This is a genomic window from Brevibacterium permense (assembly GCF_025506275.1).
Lineage (GTDB): Bacteria > Actinomycetota > Actinomycetes > Actinomycetales > Brevibacteriaceae > Brevibacterium > Brevibacterium permense_A.
The window spans coordinates 35,913-53,563 of record NZ_QYCP01000080.1 but is presented as its reverse complement, the minus strand read 5'-3'; the positions used below and the strand labels follow the sequence as shown (position 1 = coordinate 53,563).

Annotated in this window: 16 protein-coding genes and 1 tRNA gene; 8 read left to right on the top strand and 9 right to left on the bottom strand. The window is 63.2% G+C overall.

The features are described from left to right. Positions 1–19 precede the first annotated feature (19 nt). From D3I60_RS06095 to D3I60_RS06085, 3 genes are read right to left on the bottom strand one after another with little or no spacing between them, the layout of a single operon-like run. Positions 20–1,192, bottom strand: coding sequence for an acyl-CoA dehydrogenase family protein (locus tag D3I60_RS06095; RefSeq protein ID WP_262775252.1), 1,173 nt, complete (start codon positions 1,190–1,192; stop codon positions 20–22). A 47-nt stretch (positions 1,193–1,239) separates the two neighbouring features. Further along, positions 1,240–3,249, bottom strand: a complete 2,010-nt coding sequence (locus D3I60_RS06090) for an acetyl/propionyl/methylcrotonyl-CoA carboxylase subunit alpha (protein WP_262775251.1) — start codon at positions 3,247–3,249, stop codon at positions 1,240–1,242. Positions 3,250–3,266: 17 nt separating this feature from the next. Beyond that, on the bottom strand, positions 3,267–4,880 hold the full coding sequence (locus tag D3I60_RS06085; RefSeq protein WP_262775250.1) for a carboxyl transferase domain-containing protein: 1,614 nt from the start codon (positions 4,878–4,880) through the stop codon (positions 3,267–3,269). Between the two features lie 134 nt (positions 4,881–5,014). Here D3I60_RS06085 and D3I60_RS06080 point away from each other — a divergent pair, with 134 nt between their 5' ends. After that, positions 5,015–5,641 carry a TetR/AcrR family transcriptional regulator gene (locus D3I60_RS06080; protein WP_262775249.1) on the top strand — a complete coding sequence of 209 codons (627 nt, stop codon included), beginning with the start codon at positions 5,015–5,017 and terminating at the stop codon, positions 5,639–5,641. A gap of 64 nt (positions 5,642–5,705) precedes the next feature. On the opposite strand, the gene D3I60_RS06075 is transcribed toward D3I60_RS06080, so the two are convergent. The 3 genes from D3I60_RS06075 to D3I60_RS06065 form a co-directional block, all read right to left on the bottom strand. After that, positions 5,706–6,626, bottom strand: a complete 921-nt coding sequence (locus D3I60_RS06075; protein WP_262775248.1) for an NADP-dependent oxidoreductase — start codon at positions 6,624–6,626, stop codon at positions 5,706–5,708. 93 nt (positions 6,627–6,719) lie between these two features. Beyond that, the gene (locus D3I60_RS06070; protein WP_262775247.1) at positions 6,720–8,897 is read right to left on the bottom strand and encodes a 3-hydroxyacyl-CoA dehydrogenase NAD-binding domain-containing protein; all 2,178 of its coding nucleotides are present in this window, start codon (positions 8,895–8,897) and stop codon (positions 6,720–6,722) included. Between the two features lies 1 nt (position 8,898). Continuing rightward, positions 8,899–10,107, bottom strand: a complete 1,209-nt coding sequence (locus D3I60_RS06065) for an acetyl-CoA C-acetyltransferase (protein WP_262775246.1) — start codon at positions 10,105–10,107, stop codon at positions 8,899–8,901. A 284-nt stretch (positions 10,108–10,391) separates the two neighbouring features. Here D3I60_RS06065 and D3I60_RS06060 point away from each other — a divergent pair, with 284 nt between their 5' ends. After that, positions 10,392–10,796 (top strand): hypothetical protein, encoded by a 405-nt coding sequence (locus D3I60_RS06060; protein WP_262775245.1) that lies wholly within the window; start codon positions 10,392–10,394, stop codon positions 10,794–10,796. 147 nt (positions 10,797–10,943) lie between these two features. On the opposite strand, the gene D3I60_RS06055 is transcribed toward D3I60_RS06060, so the two are convergent. Further along, positions 10,944–11,774 carry a carbon-nitrogen hydrolase family protein gene (locus tag D3I60_RS06055; RefSeq protein ID WP_262775244.1) on the bottom strand — a complete coding sequence of 277 codons (831 nt, stop codon included), beginning with the start codon at positions 11,772–11,774 and terminating at the stop codon, positions 10,944–10,946. 83 nt (positions 11,775–11,857) lie between these two features. Between D3I60_RS06055 and D3I60_RS06050 the strand changes: the two genes are divergently transcribed. Next, positions 11,858–12,502: a GntR family transcriptional regulator gene (locus tag D3I60_RS06050; RefSeq protein WP_262775243.1), complete on the top strand. Its 645-nt coding sequence runs from the start codon at positions 11,858–11,860 to the stop codon at positions 12,500–12,502. Positions 12,503–12,645: 143 nt separating this feature from the next. Here the strand turns inward: D3I60_RS06050 and D3I60_RS06045 are convergent, their stop codons facing one another. Next, a complete protein-coding gene (locus D3I60_RS06045; RefSeq protein ID WP_262775242.1) occupies positions 12,646–14,016 on the bottom strand; it encodes an MFS transporter in 1,371 nt (456 codons plus the stop codon). A gap of 138 nt (positions 14,017–14,154) precedes the next feature. Between D3I60_RS06045 and D3I60_RS06040 the strand changes: the two genes are divergently transcribed. The 5 genes from D3I60_RS06040 to D3I60_RS19325 all read left to right on the top strand — a co-directional run bounded on the left by D3I60_RS06040 (position 14,155) and on the right by D3I60_RS19325 (position 17,062). Further along, complete coding sequence (locus D3I60_RS06040; RefSeq protein WP_262775241.1) at positions 14,155–14,835, top strand: DUF2848 domain-containing protein; 681 nt, start codon at positions 14,155–14,157, stop codon at positions 14,833–14,835. Between the two features lie 77 nt (positions 14,836–14,912). Beyond that, positions 14,913–15,392: an ureidoglycolate lyase gene (locus tag D3I60_RS06035; RefSeq protein ID WP_262775240.1), complete on the top strand. Its 480-nt coding sequence runs from the start codon at positions 14,913–14,915 to the stop codon at positions 15,390–15,392. 157 nt (positions 15,393–15,549) lie between these two features. Then, positions 15,550–16,020, top strand: a complete 471-nt coding sequence (locus D3I60_RS06030; RefSeq protein WP_262775239.1) for a VOC family protein — start codon at positions 15,550–15,552, stop codon at positions 16,018–16,020. Between the two features lie 127 nt (positions 16,021–16,147). Beyond that, entirely contained in the window at positions 16,148–16,555 is a 408-nt protein-coding gene (locus D3I60_RS06025; RefSeq protein ID WP_262775238.1) for a hypothetical protein, read from the top strand. A 15-nt stretch (positions 16,556–16,570) separates the two neighbouring features. Beyond that, on the top strand, positions 16,571–17,062 hold the full coding sequence (locus D3I60_RS19325) for an SRPBCC family protein (RefSeq protein WP_369415275.1): 492 nt from the start codon (positions 16,571–16,573) through the stop codon (positions 17,060–17,062). A 477-nt stretch (positions 17,063–17,539) separates the two neighbouring features. Here the strand turns inward: D3I60_RS19325 and D3I60_RS06020 are convergent. After that, positions 17,540–17,612 (bottom strand) — tRNA-Thr (locus tag D3I60_RS06020). Between the last annotated feature and the right edge of the window lie 39 nt (positions 17,613–17,651).

Below are 17,651 nucleotides of genomic sequence, written 5' to 3'. Positions count from 1 at the left end.
TCAGATCAGGAGCGGGAGCTCAGAGTCCGAGTTCGCGGGCGATGAGCATGAGCTGGACCTCGGTGGTGCCTTCGCCGACTTCGAGGATCTTCGAGTCGCGATAGTGGCGAGCCACGAGGTATTCGTTCATGAAGCCGTAGCCGCCGTGGATCTGGGTGGCGTCGCGCGCATTGTCCATGGCTGCTTCGCCGGCGATCATCTTCGCAATAGCAGCTTCCTTCTTGAACGGGAGTCCGGCGAGCATCCGCGAAGCCGCGAGGTAGTACGCCGACCGGGCTGCGACGACGCGGGCTTCCATGCGGGCGATCTTGAAGGAGATGCCCTGGAAGTCGGCGATCGGCTTGCCGAAGGCCTGGCGTTCCTTCGCGTACTTCACTGATTCGTCGACGCAGCCCTGGGCGGCGCCGACGGACAGGGCGCCCACGGCGATGCGGCCCTCGTCGAGGATGCGCAGGAAGTTCGCGTAGCCGCGTCCGCGTTCGCCGAGCAGGTTCTCTTCGGGCACCTGCACATTGTCGAAGGTGAGCGGGTGCGTGTCGGAGGAGTTCCAGCCGACCTTGTCATAGGCCGGTTCGGCGGTGAAGCCGGGGGTGCCGGTCGGGATCATGATCGTCGAGATCTCAGGCACTTCGCGGCCCGACTTCGACGTTCGGACTCCGGTCACGGCGGTGGCGGTGACCAGGCGGGTGATGTCGGTGCCGGAGTTCGTGATGAAGCACTTGCTGCCGTTGATCGTCCAGATGCCGCCCTCCAGAGTGGCCTTGGTCCGGGTGCCGCCGGCATCTGAACCGGCCTCGGGTTCTGTCAGTCCGAAGGCGGCCAGGCCCGAGGCATCGGTGAGCTTCGGCAGCCATTCCTTCTTCTGCTCTTCGGTGCCGAAGCGGTAGATCGGCATCGCTCCGAGCGAGACCCCGGCCTCGAGCGTGATGGCCAGGGACTGGTTGACCCGGCCGAGTTCTTCGATGGCCAGGCACAGGGCGAAGTAGTCGCCGCCCATTCCGCCGTACTCTTCGTCGAAGGGCAGACCGAACAGCCCCATCTCGCCCATCTTCGCAACGAGGTCGTAGGGGAACTCGTGCTTGGCGTCGAGTTCGGCTGAGACGGGTGCGACCTCTTCGTCGGCGAATTTCGCGACACCCTGGCGCAGGTCTTCGTATTCTTCGGGCAGCATTCCCGGAACAAAGGTTTCCATTGTTTCCTCCCCGCTTGTGGCGTGGTTGTGGTGTGAGTGGCTGGTGACTATTCGGCGGTGTCTGCGACCGCCTCGGCTGCGGCTTCGTCGACGACCGTGGCGAGCACTTCGTCGAGGGCGACTTGGGCGCCTTCGACGGCGGTGACGGTGACGATTCCGGCAGCGGGTGCGGTGAGCACGTGCTCCATCTTCATCGCCTCGACGACGACGATCGGATCTCCCTGCTCCACTGCGTCCCCGGTCTCGACCCTGATATCGACGACGGAGCCGGGCATCGGTGCGAGCACCTCGGCGCCTTCCAGCCCAGGCGTCAGCGACGAATCTGCCAAAGGCCGGGTGAAGACGTGGATTCCGGTGTCGGTGCTCACCCAGATGCTGCGGTCACGGGCATCGGAGAAGATTCGCGCCGTGTGCTGAATCCCGTCGAGGGTGACATGCCACAGTCCGTCGGCATCGACCTCGACGGCCCCCGCTCGAGTCTCGACTTCGACCGTCTCTCCGCCCGTGGTCAGGGTGACCGTGGGGTGGAAGTCCGGACGTGAGGTGCGCCAGGCGCTCGGTCCTGCCCACGCCGAGGCGGCCGACCGATTCGCGGTCAGCTCGGCGTCCGTGACTGGTCCGGTCAGGGTCGTTCCTGCCGCTCCCCCGGTGACCGTGACAGCAGCGGCCGCCAGCTGCGCGTGGATCTCACCGGCGCTGTGCGCCAGCTGATCCTCGCCGAGATTGTCGATGAGTGAGGTGTCGAGATCACCGGACACGACTTCGGGCAGGCTCATGAGGGTGCGCAGGAAGTCGATGTTCGTCACGATTCCCGGAACCGCCGAGGCGGCGAGAGCGGAATCGAGGCGGGCGATGGCCTGGGCGCGGTCATCGGCGCGGACGATGAGCTTGGCGATCATCGGGTCGTAGTCCGAGGCGATGGTCTGCCCGGCTTCGAGCCCGGCGTCGACGCGGATGCCTTCCCCTTCCGGGAAGACGACGTCGAGGGCGCGACCGCCGGTGGGCAGGAATCCGCGCGAGGGGTCCTCGGCGTAGATTCTCGCTTCGATCGAGTGCCCGGTCAGCGTGATGTCATCCTGCGTCAGCGGCAGCTCTTCGCCCGCGCCGACGCGCAGCTGGAGTTCGACGAGGTCGACTCCGGTGACCTCCTCGGTGACGGGGTGTTCGACCTGCAGTCGAGTGTTCATCTCCATGAAGAAGAACTCATCGGGACGGTCGGCCCCGACGATGAATTCGACTGTGCCGGCACCGACGTAGCCGACGGACTTCGCGGTCTCGCAGGCGGCCTGGCCGATTCGGGCGCGGGTCTCTTCGTCGAGCAGCGCCGAGGGTGCTTCCTCGATGACCTTCTGGTGACGGCGCTGCAGGGAGCATTCGCGTTCGCCGAGGTGGATGACATTGCCGTGGGAGTCGGCCATGATCTGGACTTCGATATGGCGCGGGGTGGCGACGAGGCGTTCGAGGAACAGGGTGTCGTCGCCGAAGGAGCTCGCGGCTTCGCGGCGGGCGGTCCGCAGCGCCTCGGCGAGCTTGCCGGCTTCGAACACTGCGTGCATGCCTTTTCCTCCGCCGCCGGCAGAAGGCTTGATGAGCACGGGGAAGCCGATGTCCGTCGAGGCCGCGATGAGGGCCTCGTCGCTCATCGCGGCATCCTTCGTGCCGGGCACGAGCGGCACCCCGCGGGAGGAGACTGCCTGCTTCGCGGTGATCTTGTCGCCCATCGTCCGGATCGCGTCGGCTCCGGGGCCGAGGAAGACGATTCCGGCGTCGGCGCAGGCGGCGGAGAATTCGGCGTTCTCCGACAGGAATCCGTAACCGGGGTGGATGGCTTCGGCTCCCGTGGCCTGTGCTGCGGCGATGACCTTGTCGATGCGCAGGTAGGACTCGGAGGCGGCGGCGGGCCCCAGGTGGACCGCGGTGTCGGCGGCCCTGACGTGGGCCGCATGGGCGTCGGCGTCGGAGTAGACGGCGACGGTGCGGATGCCGAGACGGCGGCAGGTGCGGATGACGCGCAGGGCGATCTCGCCGCGGTTGGCGATGAGGACTGTTGTGAACATTTTCGTCATGGTGGGGCTCACATTCTGAAGACGCCGTAGCCGCTGGCACTCAGCGGGCGTTCCATCGGTCCGAAGCGGGCGAGTTCGAGGGCCAGCGCCAGCACCTGGCGGGTGTCACCGGGTTCGATGATTCCGTCATCCCACAAGCGAGCCGTCGAGTAGTACGGGTTGCCCTGGTCTTCGTACTGGTCGCGGATGGGCTGTTTGAAGGTGTCTTCGTCTGCAGCGCTCCACTCCTCGCCGCGGGCCTCGAGCTGGTCGCGTCTGACGGTCGAGAGCACGCTGGCGGCCTGCTCGCCGCCCATCACGGAGATTCGGGCATTGGGCCACATCCACAGGAAGCGCGGGGAGTAGGCGCGGCCGCACATCGAGTAGTTGCCGGCGCCGAAGGAGCCGCCGATGACGACGGTGAACTTCGGGACGCGGGCGGTGGCGACGGCGTTGACCATCTTCGCGCCGTGTTTGGCGATGCCTCCGGCTTCGTAGTCGCGGCCGACCATGAATCCGGAGATGTTCTGCAGGAACACCAAGGGCACGCTGCGCTGGTCGCAGAGTTCGATGAAGTGGGCACCCTTCTGCGCGGATTCGCCGAAGAGGATTCCGTTGTTGGCGATGATGCCGATGGGGTGTCCGTCGAGGTGAGCGAATCCGGTGACGAGGCTCGTGCCGTATTCGGCTTTGAACTCATGGAATTCGGATCCGTCGACGAGGCGGGCGATGACCTCGCGGACGTCATACGGTGTGCGCGAGTCCACGGGTACGACGGAGGTCAGCTCCTCCGGCGAGTGTGCCGGCAGGCGGGACTCGATGACGTCCCAGTTCGGGGTGCTCTTCGGCCCGAGAGTCGAGACGATGTCCCGCATGATCTCCAGCGCATGGGGATCATTGGCGGCGAGGTGGTCGGTGACGCCGGAGACCCGGGAGTGCAGCGCTCCGCCGCCGAGTTCTTCAGCGGTGACTTCCTCACCGGTGGCGGCCTTGACCAGGGGCGGGCCTCCGAGGAAGATCGTGCCCTGCTCGGAGACGATGATCGATTCGTCGGCCATGGCCGGGACGTAGGCGCCGCCGGCGGTGCAGGAGCCCATGACGGCGGCCAGCTGCGGGATGCCGGCAGCGGAGAGTGTGGCCTGGTTGAAGAAGATGCGGCCGAAGTGCTCACGGTCGGGGAAGACGTCGTCCTGATTCGGCAGGTTCGCGCCACCGGAGTCGACGAGGTAGATGCACGGAAGGCTGTTCTCTTTGGCGACTTCCTGAGCCCGGAGGTGCTTCTTCACGGTCACCGGGTAGTATGTTCCGCCCTTGACGGTGGCGTCATTGGCCACGATCACGCATTCGCGACCGGAGACCCGCCCGATTCCGGTGATGATTCCGGCGCCCGGGCTGGCGTCGTCGTACATGCCGTTGGCGGCCAGCGGAGAGAGTTCGAGGAAGGGCGTGCCGGGGTCGAGGAGATGTTCGACGCGCTCACGCGGCAGCAGCTTTCCGCGATCGATATGGCGCTGCCTGGACTTCTCGGAACCGCCGCGGGCTGTGGCCGCAATGCGCTCCCGGAGTTCAGCGATGAGTTCGGCGTGGGCCTCGGAGTTGACCTGCCCCGTCGCCGGACTGACCGCAGTTCCCACTGCTCTCATTCCATCCTCATTTCAGTTAATGATTCTTAACTGACTGCTATGATACTGCTCACAGGCAGAACTGACAACGCACGAGCCAGACCGCACCGACGTCGTCCGCGACGGTGGGCATCAGGCTCAGGGAAGGAGGCTGGATGTCGATCTCGGACGAGGCCAAGCCGACGGCGCGAGCAGCGGCGAAGGCAGCCAGGCGCGAGCAGCTGCTCGAGGTCGCGAAGACACTCTATGCCCGGCACGGCTTCCATGGGGTGCGCCTCGACGACCTGGGCAAGGGCGCGGGGATCTCGGCACCGGCGGTCTACCGGCATTTCTCGTCGAAGGAGGCTGTGCTCGAGGAGCTCCTCGTCGGCATCTCCGCCTATCTGCAGTCCGGAGGCGAGGAGATCGTCTCCGAGGCGTGGGACACCGCGTCGGGGATCTCCCCCACCGAGGCGGCCCCGACCCTGCGGCGTCTCATCGACTTCCATGTCGACTTCGCCATGAGCGAGCCCGAGCTCATCCGCATCCAGGACCGTGACCTCGAGGCGCTGCCGGACGAATCGCGACGGACCGTGCGCCGTCTCCAGCGTGCCTATGTCAGTCGGTGGGCGGAGGTCGTCGAGGCCGCCCACCCGGCGTGGACGCTGGAGTCGGCCACTGTGCGCGTGCATTCGGCGTTCGGGATGATGAATTCGACCCCGCACCAGGCCCGTCGCTCCAGCGCCGAGGTGGTCGGGGTCGAATTGCGCGCCGCTGCTGCCGCTGCGCTGGGACTCAGCTGATCACCGGATCAGCCGAGTCCCGCCTCGGCGATATTTCGATCGCCGAGGACGGTATAGCTGATATTCAGGGCACGATGACGAGCTTGCCGCGGACGTGTCCGGTGGCGCTGTCCTTGAAGGCCCGGGGAACATCGTCGAGGCCGTAGGTGCCGGCGACGTCGACGGTGAGTTTTCCTTCGTCGACGAGGAGACCGAGGCGAGCAGTCTCGGAGCCGTCGGGACGCACCCAGATGTAGCGTCCGCCGTGCTCGGCGACGCTGGGATCGGCCACCGAGGCGTGCGCCCCGCCCTCGGCGAGCACGGCCAGGGTGTCGTCGAGGACTCCCCCGACGAAGTCCGCGACCCCGTCGACCTTGCCGCCGGCGGCCTCGAGAACGCGCTCGACCAGACCGTCGCCGTAGGTCACGGGTTCGGCACCGAGTCCGCGCAGGTATTCATGATTGGCTTCCGACGCGGTGCCGATGACGCGTGCTCCGGCGGCCCGGGCGATCTGCACGGCGAAGCTGCCCACTCCCCCGGAGGCACCGTGGACGAGCACGGTCTTGCCCTCCAGGCCGCCGAGGGACTCAAGGGTCCGCAGAGCGGTGCCTCCGGCCAACGGCAGTCCGCCCGCCTGTTCCCAGCTCAGACTCTTCGGCTTCGGGGCGACCGCACGCACGGGGACGGCGACCTTCTCGGCGAAGGTTCCGCCGCCCAGCACGTCCTTGCGTGCATAGGCGACGACTTCATCGCCGATGGAGAATTCCGGGGTGTCGAAGCCGAGTCCGATGACGACACCGGCGACGTCCCAGCCCGGGGTGACGGGGAACTGCGTGGGCATGACCGGATCGAGGTGCCCGCCGACGAGCTTCCAATCGACCGGGTTGACCCCTGCGGCCTTGACATCGATGAGCACCGAGGCGGGCGGCAGCTTCGGATCGGGCAGCTCGCGGACGGTGATGTCGTCGAAGTTTTCGGTGTAGGCGTCGTAGACGGCGGCGCGCATAGCAATGGCCTTCCGGTAGATGTCAGAGACACTGAAGTCTCAGTGTGACTGGACAACACCGGAAGGCCATCAGGCTATTCCAGGGGTCACCTCTTACTCGTAGGTTTCCCCGGTGTTCGCGCGCTCGACCAGCGAGGCCGGCGGTGTGAAGTGCTCGCCGTACTTCGCAGCCAGATCATTCGCCCGGTCGACGAAGCCGGCCAGTCCGCCTTCGTACTGGTTGACGTACTGGAGCACGCCGCCGGTCCACGCGGGGAATCCGATGCCGAAAATCGAACCGATGTTCGCATCCGGCACCGAGGTGAGCACACCCTCGTCGAGGCATTTGATCGTCTCGATCGCCTCGGCGAAGAGCATCCGCTCCTGCAGATCGGCGAAGGGCTGATCATTCGCCCCGGACGTGTACTTCTCGCGCACACCCTGCCACAGGGTGGTGCGCTTGCCGTTCTCGTCGTAGTCGTAGAAGCCGGCACCGTCCTTGCGTCCGGTCCGTCCCTGCTCGACCATCCAGTCGAAGACGGCTTCGGAGGGGTGGGAGATCCAGGTGCCGCCTGCGGCCTCGACCGCGTCGCGGGTCTCCTTGTTGATCTTCTGCGACAGGGTCAGCGTCAGTTCGTCGAGCAGCTGCAAGGCACCGGTGGGGTATCCGGCCTGCAGTGCAGCCTGTTCCACGCTGGCCGGCTCCACGCCTTCGCCGACGGCAGCGACCGCCTCGGCGATGAAGGTGCCGATGACGCGGGAGGTGAAGAATCCGCGCGAGTCGTTGACGACGATCGGAGTCTTCCGGATCTGCTGCACGAGGTCGAAGGTGCGGGCGAGGACCTCGTCGGAGGTATTCTCACCGCAGATGATCTCGACCAGCGGCATCTTGTCGGCCGGCGAGAAGAAGTGGACGCCGATGAAGTCCTTGTCCCGGGTGACGCCCTTGGCCAGGTCGGTGATCGGCAGGGTCGAGGTGTTCGAACCGAGGACCGCATCAGGCTCGACGATGTCCTGGATCTCCTGGAACACCTTCTGCTTGAGATCGACGGATTCGAAGACCGCCTCGATGACGAAGTCGACACCGGCGAAGTCCTCGGCCGAGGCGCTCGGTGTGATCCGGTCGAGGACGGCCTGCGACTTCACCTCGGTGGTCTTGCCCTTGGCCATGGCCAATTCCTCACGCTTGGCGGCGTAGGCCTTGCCCTTCTCCGCATTGGCGAGCTCGACGTCCTTGAGGACGACCTCGATACCGGACTTCGCAGCGCTATAGGCGATAGCGGCACCCATCATCCCGGCACCGATCACGCCGAGCTTCTTCACCTGACGAGGTTCGAAGCCGTCAGGGCGCGAGCCGCCGGAGTTGATGTGGCCGAGGTCGAAGAAGAACGCCTTGATCATGTTCTTCGCCACCGGAGTATGGGTGACGTTGACGAAGTAGCGAGACTCGACCGTCAGCGCGGTGTCGATGTCGACCAGCGCGCCTTCGACCGCAGCGGCGACCACGGCTCGCGGAGCCGGCATCGGCGCACCCTTGCCCTGCTTGCGCAGCAAGGACGGCAGCGCGGGAAGCATCGCGCCGATCTTCGGCGAGGACGGGGAGCCGCCGGGGATCTTGAAGCCCTTGACGTCCCACGGCTGCACAGCCTCGGGGTTGGCCTTGATCCATGCCTTGGCCTTGGACTCGAGTTCGGCTGCGGGGGCGAGTTCGTCGATGAGGCCGAGCGCCTGGGCGTCGGCGGCTTTGAACTTCGTCGACGGCAGGATGGCCTTCTGCAGTGCGGTCTGGATGCCGAGCATGCGCACCGACCGGGCGACTCCGCCGCCGCCGGGCAGCAGGCCGAGTGAGACCTCGGGGAAGCCGAAGCGGGCGCTCGGGTTGTCATCGGCGGCGATCCGGTGGTGAGCGGCCAGGGCGAGTTCGAGACCGCCGCCCAGTGCCGCACCGCCGAGGGCGGCGACGACCGGCTTGCCGAAGGTCTCGAGGCGACGCAGCACCTTCTTGAGGTGTTCGACGGTCGCGAATTCCTCTTCGGCATTGGCCGGATCGGCCGCACGCAGCTTGTTGAGGTTTCCGCCGGCGAAGAAGGTCTTCTTCGGGGAAGTGAGGACGACGCCGGTGATGTCATCGACATTGGCTTCAAGCCACTCCACGGTCGCCTCGAGGGCGGCTGCGAAGTAGTCGTTCATGGTGTTGACCTTGGCACCGGGTTCGTCGATGACGACGGTGACGATGCCTTCGGCATCGGTGTTGCGCTGGTAGTCGGCAGCTGTGGTTTCAGTGTTCGTCATGTCAGACCCTTTCGATGATCGTCGCGATGCCCATGCCTGCGCCGATGCACAGGGTGACGAGTCCACGCTTGAGGTCGCGGCGCTCGAGTTCGTCGAGGACAGTGCCCAGAATCATGGCGCCGGTGGCTCCCAACGGGTGGCCCATGGCGATGGCTCCGCCGTTGACGTTGACCTTCTCGTGGGGGATGTTGAGATCCTTCATCCACTTGAGCACGACGGCGGCGAATGCCTCGTTGAGTTCGAACAGATCGATGTCGTCGACGGTCATGCCGGCTTTATCGAGTGCCTTCTTCGTCGCCGGAGTCGGACCGGTGAGCATGATGGTGGGTTCGGACCCGGTGACTGCGGTGGACACGATCCGGGCGCGGGGCTTCATCCCCATCTTCTGACCGACTTCCTCGTCGCCGAGGATGACCAGCGAAGCTCCGTCGACGATTCCGGAGGAGTTCGCGGCGGTGTGGACGTGGTCGATGGCTTCGATCCAGTGGTACTTCTGCAGAGCCACCTCATCGAATCCGGTCTGAGCGGCGAGCTTGGCAAAGGCCGGGGGCAGCTGCGACAGCGATTCGACGGTCGAGCCGGGACGCATGTGCTCGTCACGGTCGAGCACGGTGATGCCGTTGATGTCTTTGACTGGGATAATCGAGTTCTCGAAGAGGCTGTTCTCCCAGGCCGCGGCGGCTCGCTTCTGCGATTCGGCGGCGAAGGCATCCACGTCTGCACGAGTGAAGCCCTCTGTGGTGGCGATGAGGTCGGCACCGATTCCCTGCGGGACGAAGTAGGTGTCGTAGTTCGTCGTCGGGTCCTGCGCCCACGCTCCGCCGTCGGATCCCAGCGGCACACGCGACATCGACTCGACGCCTCCGGCGAGGACAAGATTCTCGAATCCGGAGCCGACCTTCTGGGCGGCGAGGTTGACGGCTTCGAGCCCGGAGGCGCAGAACCGGTTGACCTGGACGCCGGCGACGGACTCGTCGAGTCCTGCGACGATGGCGGCGACGCGGGCGATATCCGACCCCTGCTCGCCGACTGGCGATACGACGCCGAGCACGATGTCGTCGATGGCCTTGTCGTCGAGATCGGGATTGCGCTCGCGGAGGGCGTCGATGAGCCCGGTCACGAGATCGATGGGTTTGACGCTGTGCAACGCGCCGCCGCGGTTCTTGCCGCGTGGGGTGCGCACCGCGTCGTAGATGAACGCTTCGCTCATGAATTCCTCACAGACTGGATGGAAGATCGACCCTGAGATCTGATCGATCGTTCAGTAACATTCGCACGTCCCATTGTGCCCCGATTTCGGGTGACGAGCAACACACGCTAGTCCTGCTAGGAGCATGGCGCGACCGCGGATCGGAGAGGGGCGGATTGAGACGACAGTCTCTTCCGATCTCTCGAACTGATAACAGTTCTCCGACCGAGTCATTTCGGCGGCGCGGAAGACAGCGGGTGTGGTTAAGATGGCTCCACTCATCATTTCTGGCCCCCTGGAGAATCATGTCCGTGACCACCCCTGCCCGCACGAGGATGGGCTCGAAGCTGATGGCGCTGGCCCTTGCGGCCGGCCTGCTCGCCGGCTCCCTCGCCGTCGACGCGGCACCTGCCGAAGCTGCGACGAAGAAATGCGCAGTGAAGATGTCGAACTCGAAGCCCCGCCAGTACTCGAACACCTGGGTCAACGTCTCGAAGGTCGGGCCGAATGCCAAGGTTGAGACCATCGCTCACTACAAGACGACGAAGACGATGAAGAAGGCCACCGCATCGAAGAAGGGCAAGGCCTCTCTGAAGTACTACATTTCCGGGGCGACACCGGGCAAGAAGGTTTCTGTGACCGTCACCGCAAAGAAGGGCAAGACGACGTGGAAGTGCTCGACGTCGTTCAAGCCTGTGAAGAAGCGCTGAGCGTCTGAAGAATCGGCTACCGGCCGAGAACGCACGACACGACGTAATCCGCCCCTTCCGATCCAGCATGCATGCTGGATCGGAAGGGGCTCTCGCTAATATGCCCGTGCCGGGTGCTCCATTAGTCAGCCAGCTGACTATCTTGATTCAGATGCATTCGACACGAATGCCTTTCTCCAGACGAGAGTTATCGAGAACGGGCAGCGAGGCGCGGATGTCCGCAATTCTGTCCGGGTCGATGTCAGCGAAGATGATCTCTTCACCACGCCCCGCCTCGGCGAGCAGTTCACCGTTCGGAGCAGCAACATACGAATGGCCGATCCCCGTCGGGCTGCCACCCTTCGCCGGCACCCCTGTAACCGCGGGATCTGCCTGGTCACACGCGAGCACATAAGCTGTTGAGTCCAACGCCCTGGCCGGTCCCAAGAGCTTCCACTGGTCGGCCTTGCCTGGACCTGCGCCCCACGACGTCGCAAGGATGATCGCATCGGCTCCCGCTCGCGCTTGGGCCGTGAACAACGCGGGGAATCGCACGTCGTAGCAGATCGCCAGACCGAAGGTCACATCGCCGAGGCGGAACGTGCGCACCGACTCCCCTGCGGTCACCGAATCCGATTCTCGGTGGCCGAAGGCATCGTAGAGATGGATCTTGTCGTAGTCGGCACTGACCTCGCGACCGTCATCGACACCGCGGACCACGAGACTGTTGGTTACAGTCCCGTTGATGCCGGGGCGGAAGACGCCCACGGCGATCACAATGTCGTTCTCCCGTGCGATCTCGGTGATTGACTGAATCCACTTGCCTTCGTCATCCGCCGCCGTACGCGCCAAGTCGTGCCCGAAAGCGATCTGCGTGGCCTCAGGGAAGACCACGAGCCGCGCACCTTCACCCGCTGCCGCCTCCGTGTAGCCCGCGACCTTGTCGAGGTTGGCCTGCAGGTCTCCCGTCGAGTTCATCTGAACCAACGCGATCTTCATATCTCTCTCCTCTTCTTTCTTTGAATCGAACGACTCTCGTGCGGCGAATGCTGGTTGTCCAGCAAACGACTAAGGTGGGTTGCATGCAGACTTCGTCAGGTCCCGCCGCACGCCGGACCGCCTATGAGCGCCTGCGGGACCTCGTTCTGACGGATCCTGCGATTCAAGGAACCTTCCTGACCGAAGGGGATCTGGTCAAACGGTTCGGCCTGTCCCGCACTCCGATCCGCGAAGCGCTCATCATGCTCGCTTCAGACGGGCTCGTCGATCTCATTCCGCACCGCGGAGCCTATATTCGCCCCAGTGACGATCGTGAGGTCCGCGAGACGATGGAAGTCCGGCAGATGATCGAACTCGAGACGGCTCGACAGATCCTAAATTCCGGTGAAGCTCCGGTTGCGACCATGGACGATCTCTATCGCCAGCAGGTGGAGCTTCCCGTCTCCCCCGATACGATTCCCGATTTCATCAATCTCGATCAGCGCTTTCATGCATCTATGGTCGACGCAGCAGGAAACCGTGTACTCAGCGACATCTATACCCGCCTGCGGGTCAAGCACGTTCGCTTCGGAATCTCTGCGACGTGGACCAGCGCCGACCGACCAGCGCAGGTACTCGATGAGCATTCTCGGATACTCGAGGCACTGAAGTTAGGCGACTACGACGCCACCGCCGCGGCGATCTGCGAACACATCGCACAAACTCAGAATCTCTTGCTCTCCCGCTGAGACCCTCAGCCCACGACGAGCATGCTCTCCCCTCGGGTTTCGTTCTCGACTTCTTGCTTCGCATTCACCGATGACTCTGGAGCCCCTCGAAGCGCGCAGTGTTCCGGCGACCGTGGGCCGCCGGAACACATGGCTCGTCGAACTCAATGACTCGCAGCCACCTCGTCGGCTGAGTCCGCCGAGAGTTGTGCGGCTGCAAGCTTCTCAAGGTGGTCGATGTCTTCCTGGACGTTATTGTTTCGTCCCATGATCAGACCGATCAGAGTGAGAGTCACAGCTCCGGCCAGATACACGGCCACCCACACCCAGGTTCCGGTGTTGTCGAGCAGCAGCGTGAACATCATCGGCGCAATCGCTCCGCCGAGCACGCCGGCGATCGTGTAGGCCAGTGACGAGCCGGTGTACCTCAGTCGAGGCGTGAACTGCTCAACGACGAACGCCGCCTGCGGCCCATACATGAGCGAGTGGAAGAACAGCCCGACTGGAATGCCGACGTACATCCAGGTTGCGTCTCCTGATTCGAGCTTGCTGAAGAACACGAAGGTCCATGCCACTGCGCCCACCGCGGCGACGCCATAGATAAGACGGCGGTTGATAATGTCCGAAAGGTAGCCGGCCAACGGAATACAGACGACCTGAAAGGCCGAGCCGAGCATGACTGCACCCAGCACCGTGGTCCGTTCGAGGTCGAGCACAATCGTGCCGTAAGCGAGAGTGAAGACCGTGAAGAGTGCGTAGGTGACGTCAGGCCCGATGCGGGCGAGGATCGCCGAGAGCAGCGGGCGGGACTCGGACTGCAGTAGTTCGGTGATCGGCTTCTCGGGACGCTCGCCCGACTGTTCGACTGCTTTGAAGACCGGGGTATCTTCGAGCTTGAGGCGGATCCACAGGCCGAAGAGCACGAGCAACGCCGACACGAGGAACGCAACGCGCCAACCCCAAGCGAAGAACTGCTCTTCACTGAGGGCGAGAGTCAGACCTGCGAAGGCGCCGTTCGCCATGAGATTGCCGGCTGGAGGTCCGATCTGAGCAGCCGACGACCAGAAGCCGCGGTAGCGCGGATCGCCATATTCGCTCGACAGGAGGACAGCGCCGCCCCATTCACCACCGACACCGATTCCCTGGGCAAAGCGCAGCAGCACCAGGAAGAGTGGAGCCCACAGAGAGATGCTCTGGTAGGTCGGGAGGACACCGATGAGACATGTCGAGACTCCGATGAGCACAAGAGTCCAGACCAGGACCTTCTTCCGGCCGACCTTGTCGCCAAGGCGGCCGAAGACGATTCCGCCCAACGGCCGGGAGACGTAACCGACTGCGTAGGTCGAAAAGGCCAGCAGCACGCCGACCATCGGATCACCTGAAGGGAAGAAGAGCACGGGGAAGACGATGGCCGCGGCAGCCGAATAGATGGCGAAGTCGTACCACTCGAGCGTGGTGCCGCTCAGGCTGGCGGAGAAAGCCTTGATGAGGTCCTTCCGCGCCACCGGCGGATGGGTTGTTGATGCACTCTGCATAGCAATCCCTTTCATCTGTCTGGGCAATCCTCGCCTGCGACTCTGCGGCGGGAACTGTGATTGCGCTTACAGTATACAGGCTGTATACAATGAGACAACACCAAACGAAAGCTCATCAGTTACAAGGAAGAAGACACCATGCTGACCTTCGAACTCCCAGACAAGACCACCGTCGACGTACACGTCGACAGGCTCCTCAACGCCGGCTATGCCGGCCGAAACCAAGAGGCCGTTCAGCATCATATTGACGAACTGGCCGCGCTTGGAGTCCCCGGCCCCAGCCAGGTGCCCGCCCTATACCCCGTGTCTCCTTATCTTGCTCAGCAGACCGAAACCGTGACGGTCCAGCACGGAAAGTCTTCCGGGGAGGCCGAATGGGCGCTGGTCGTATCGGACCGCGGCGTTCTCATCACAGCGGCCAGCGATCAGACCGATCGCGACCTCGAAGTGTATGGAGTGGCATGGAGCAAGAACGCCGCACCGAACATTCTGGCCAAGCGGGCATGGTCCTATGAGGAAATTGCTGATCACATCGACGAGATCCGCATCGAGTCCTTCGTGACCAATGCGGATGGCGTCGAATCGCAGCTTCAGGATGGAAGCTTCGCCGATCTGTTGCCTCCGAGCTACTGGCTGAACGAGCTCAAGGCCAAGGAGGTCGCGAATCCGGGCACCGTCCTCATCTCCGGCACCATTCCCATGGCCGAGAGTGTTGACCAGTTCGCCCCGCGCTGGCGAGTGCGCCTGTTCGACCCGCGCACCGAGGACAGCATCGAGATGACATACACCGTGGAAAAAATGCCGGAGCCGGTTGGATGAAGTGGACCTTGAAGTCACCTTCTCGCTTTCATGAGAGCTCGGACCGGCCCAAACACTCAGATCTCGCGCGGGACGGAATGCTCGAGCTGACACCGGAAGCCTTCGCACAATTCGGCAGGGTGATGGATTTCCACGCCCAGCGAATGCAAGGTTCGTCAGCATTCATGTCAGAGGCAACCTCGTTCTTCCGCGCCTCGCTCTTCGACCCGGGCGACGCCGGAAGCACTGATCTCCTGTGGGTGTCGTACGACCGCAGTGCGCCGCCAGAAGAGTTCGAGTCGCACCTGCTCACCGAGCAGGCGCTCATTCCCATCTCCGGCACGATCGTCCAGCACCTTTTCCGCAACGATGTCGACAATGGAACGGTCAAACGGTTCCTGGTCCGCCCGGGGCAGGGAATCGTTATGTCCCCGGGTAGCTTTCATACGACGACGTCCGTCGACGGTGAAGTGATGTGTCTGATGGTCAGCCGAACGAGCACCACTGACGACCTCAGCCACAGTCTACAATCGGCTTGCCAAGCGGTCGAAACCGTTTTCGCTCCGCCGCCTTGCTGAGACGGGCCATGCCTGAAAGGCGCTGCAGCTACGAAAAAGCCCCTCCCGAGCCAGATTTTGCTCTGGTGGGAGGGGCTGTTGCCGAGCCGCCTGCGGGAGGGGTCACGGTGTTACCACGACGATCAATTCCACTTCTACCGATATGGGAGATACAGCTATGAGTAACGGTTCCACGAACTCTGCTCCCTTTACAGCGGGTGTCACCGTGCAGGTGTACGTGCCGACCGACGAGACTGAAAAAGCTCGTTCGTTCTACAGCGCGCTATTCGGCCGCGAACCGGAGTTCGAGCCGCATGATGATTTCTTCGAGTGGTCTCCGATCTCTGGCCAAGAATGCTGGGTTCAGGTCGGAGGCAAAGCAGACGCAGCGCCTATGCACAAGAGAATGCGATTCCGTGTGCTCGATCTCCGTGCTGCGCTGGACTTTCTCGACTCGTCAGGGATTGAGCATTCCGAGCCCTCGCAGCTGCCTGGAGTTGTTTCGTTTGTCGACTTCTCCGACCCGTGGGGTAATTGGCTTGGCTACTACCAAGATCTTGTGCCCAGTGGACAGCAGGTGGAATACCGGGGAACTTCGGTCAACGACGATGCGCAGTTCATCGAGTATGAGGGATCGCACCAGAAGTAGCACCGCGGGGTGATCGCAGGCGGCAGACTGGAGGTACCAGCGTCGCAACAGCGAAACGCGCTACAGTGAGCTTTGAGGACTTCGATGACGACGTCGAGTCCCAGTTCAGCAAAATGAGGGCCGGGTTATGAAGATCCTCGCGCACGCTTTCACCATGATTCCCACGAATGATCTCGCGAGGACAGCCGCCCCTTACGTTGGGGGAGGTCTTGAGTTCCTGTGGAGGCCGGATCCGCAGACGGCGATTGTCGGAGCGAATGAGCGCGCTTTTGTGATGATTGAAGACGACTCTTCAGAGCGAGCCCTTGGGGCTGGTCCAGTACTGCTGGTCGACGACGTGTCGAAAACCGGCCTCGGAGGAACTAGCTCTTGGGTTATACCGCCGATGAACGTGCCGGTCGGCAAGTATGGCGCAGTAGATTGTGACGGAACTGTTCTCCGGTACCTCGATTTGTCGATGTGCTCAGAAGACATCCCGAGCATCGGGTTCGGGAACTCAGGCGACGAGAGAGTGACTGTCGATGGCATACAGTGACGGCGATACACACCGATGCGAAAGGGTAATCAGATGCCGTTAGTTTCGGTAGAGTCCGACGAATCAGAGTTGCATGTCGGGTGGGTCATCAACGCCCCAGTCGTCCGAGCATGGGAGGCCCTGACCACGTCGTCTCACATTGGAGAGTGGCTTGGGACGGTTGTCTCTGGCTCGATTTCTTCGGGGTCGTCATTCGCGATAGACCATGGCGACGGCTATCTATGCGAGTCGACGGTTGAGAAGTTTGAAGTCTTGAGTGCGTTGACCTATTCGTGGAAGTTCCCCGATGAGACTGGCACCGATGTGGCGTGGAGCATGGCCCCTCATGGCGACGGCACGTTACTCACGTTGACCCACTCCGGCCTCGCAGACCTCGTCAGCTCTTATCGCGATGGCTGGCCTGTGCACTTAACATTCCTCGAAGGGTCCGCGCTCGGGGCACCTCTACCTTGGTCCATGTTCTGGCAAATCCATTCAACGATCGTTTGTCTCAACGCACCGAGCTGAGTCTCGACCGTGATCGACAGTTCCGGCGGATCAGAGAATTCTGATTCGCAACTTCGATTTGTGAGTTTTCCCTTCGATGGCGCACTCCTGCCAGCCTTGGCAGTGGTCGTCGAACTTGGATGCCCCGTACCAGCTGGTGCAGGGCATCATCGTTCAGTCAGTTGAGATCGTGTAACAACTCAGTGCAGGCGTCGCGAAGAGCTTCTAGATCTCGGCGCTTGGCCTCCGTCGCATCGAGGTTAGGGGCTCCGCGCCACCAGCGAAAAGCTTCGGCGTGGGATCGGGCGTTGGACTCGGCGGACATGTCTGTCTCCTCCGACGTCGGTGATCATCTTCACTATGACGCCCGGGGCGGCTACGCCGCCCGTTAGGTGAAACTGGTCCCCTAGCGCGTAGTTTAGCGCGTAGTTTTACGATCTAACGGCGAGAAGAAGCCCCTCTGATCATCATTTCTGCTGATCAGAGGGGCTGTTGCCGAGCCGCCTGCGGGAATCGAACCCGCGACCTATTCATTACGAGTGAATCGCTCTGCCGACTGAGCTAAGGCGGCAACCGAACCAACTTTAGCCAATCTCTCTGCCAGCGGTCA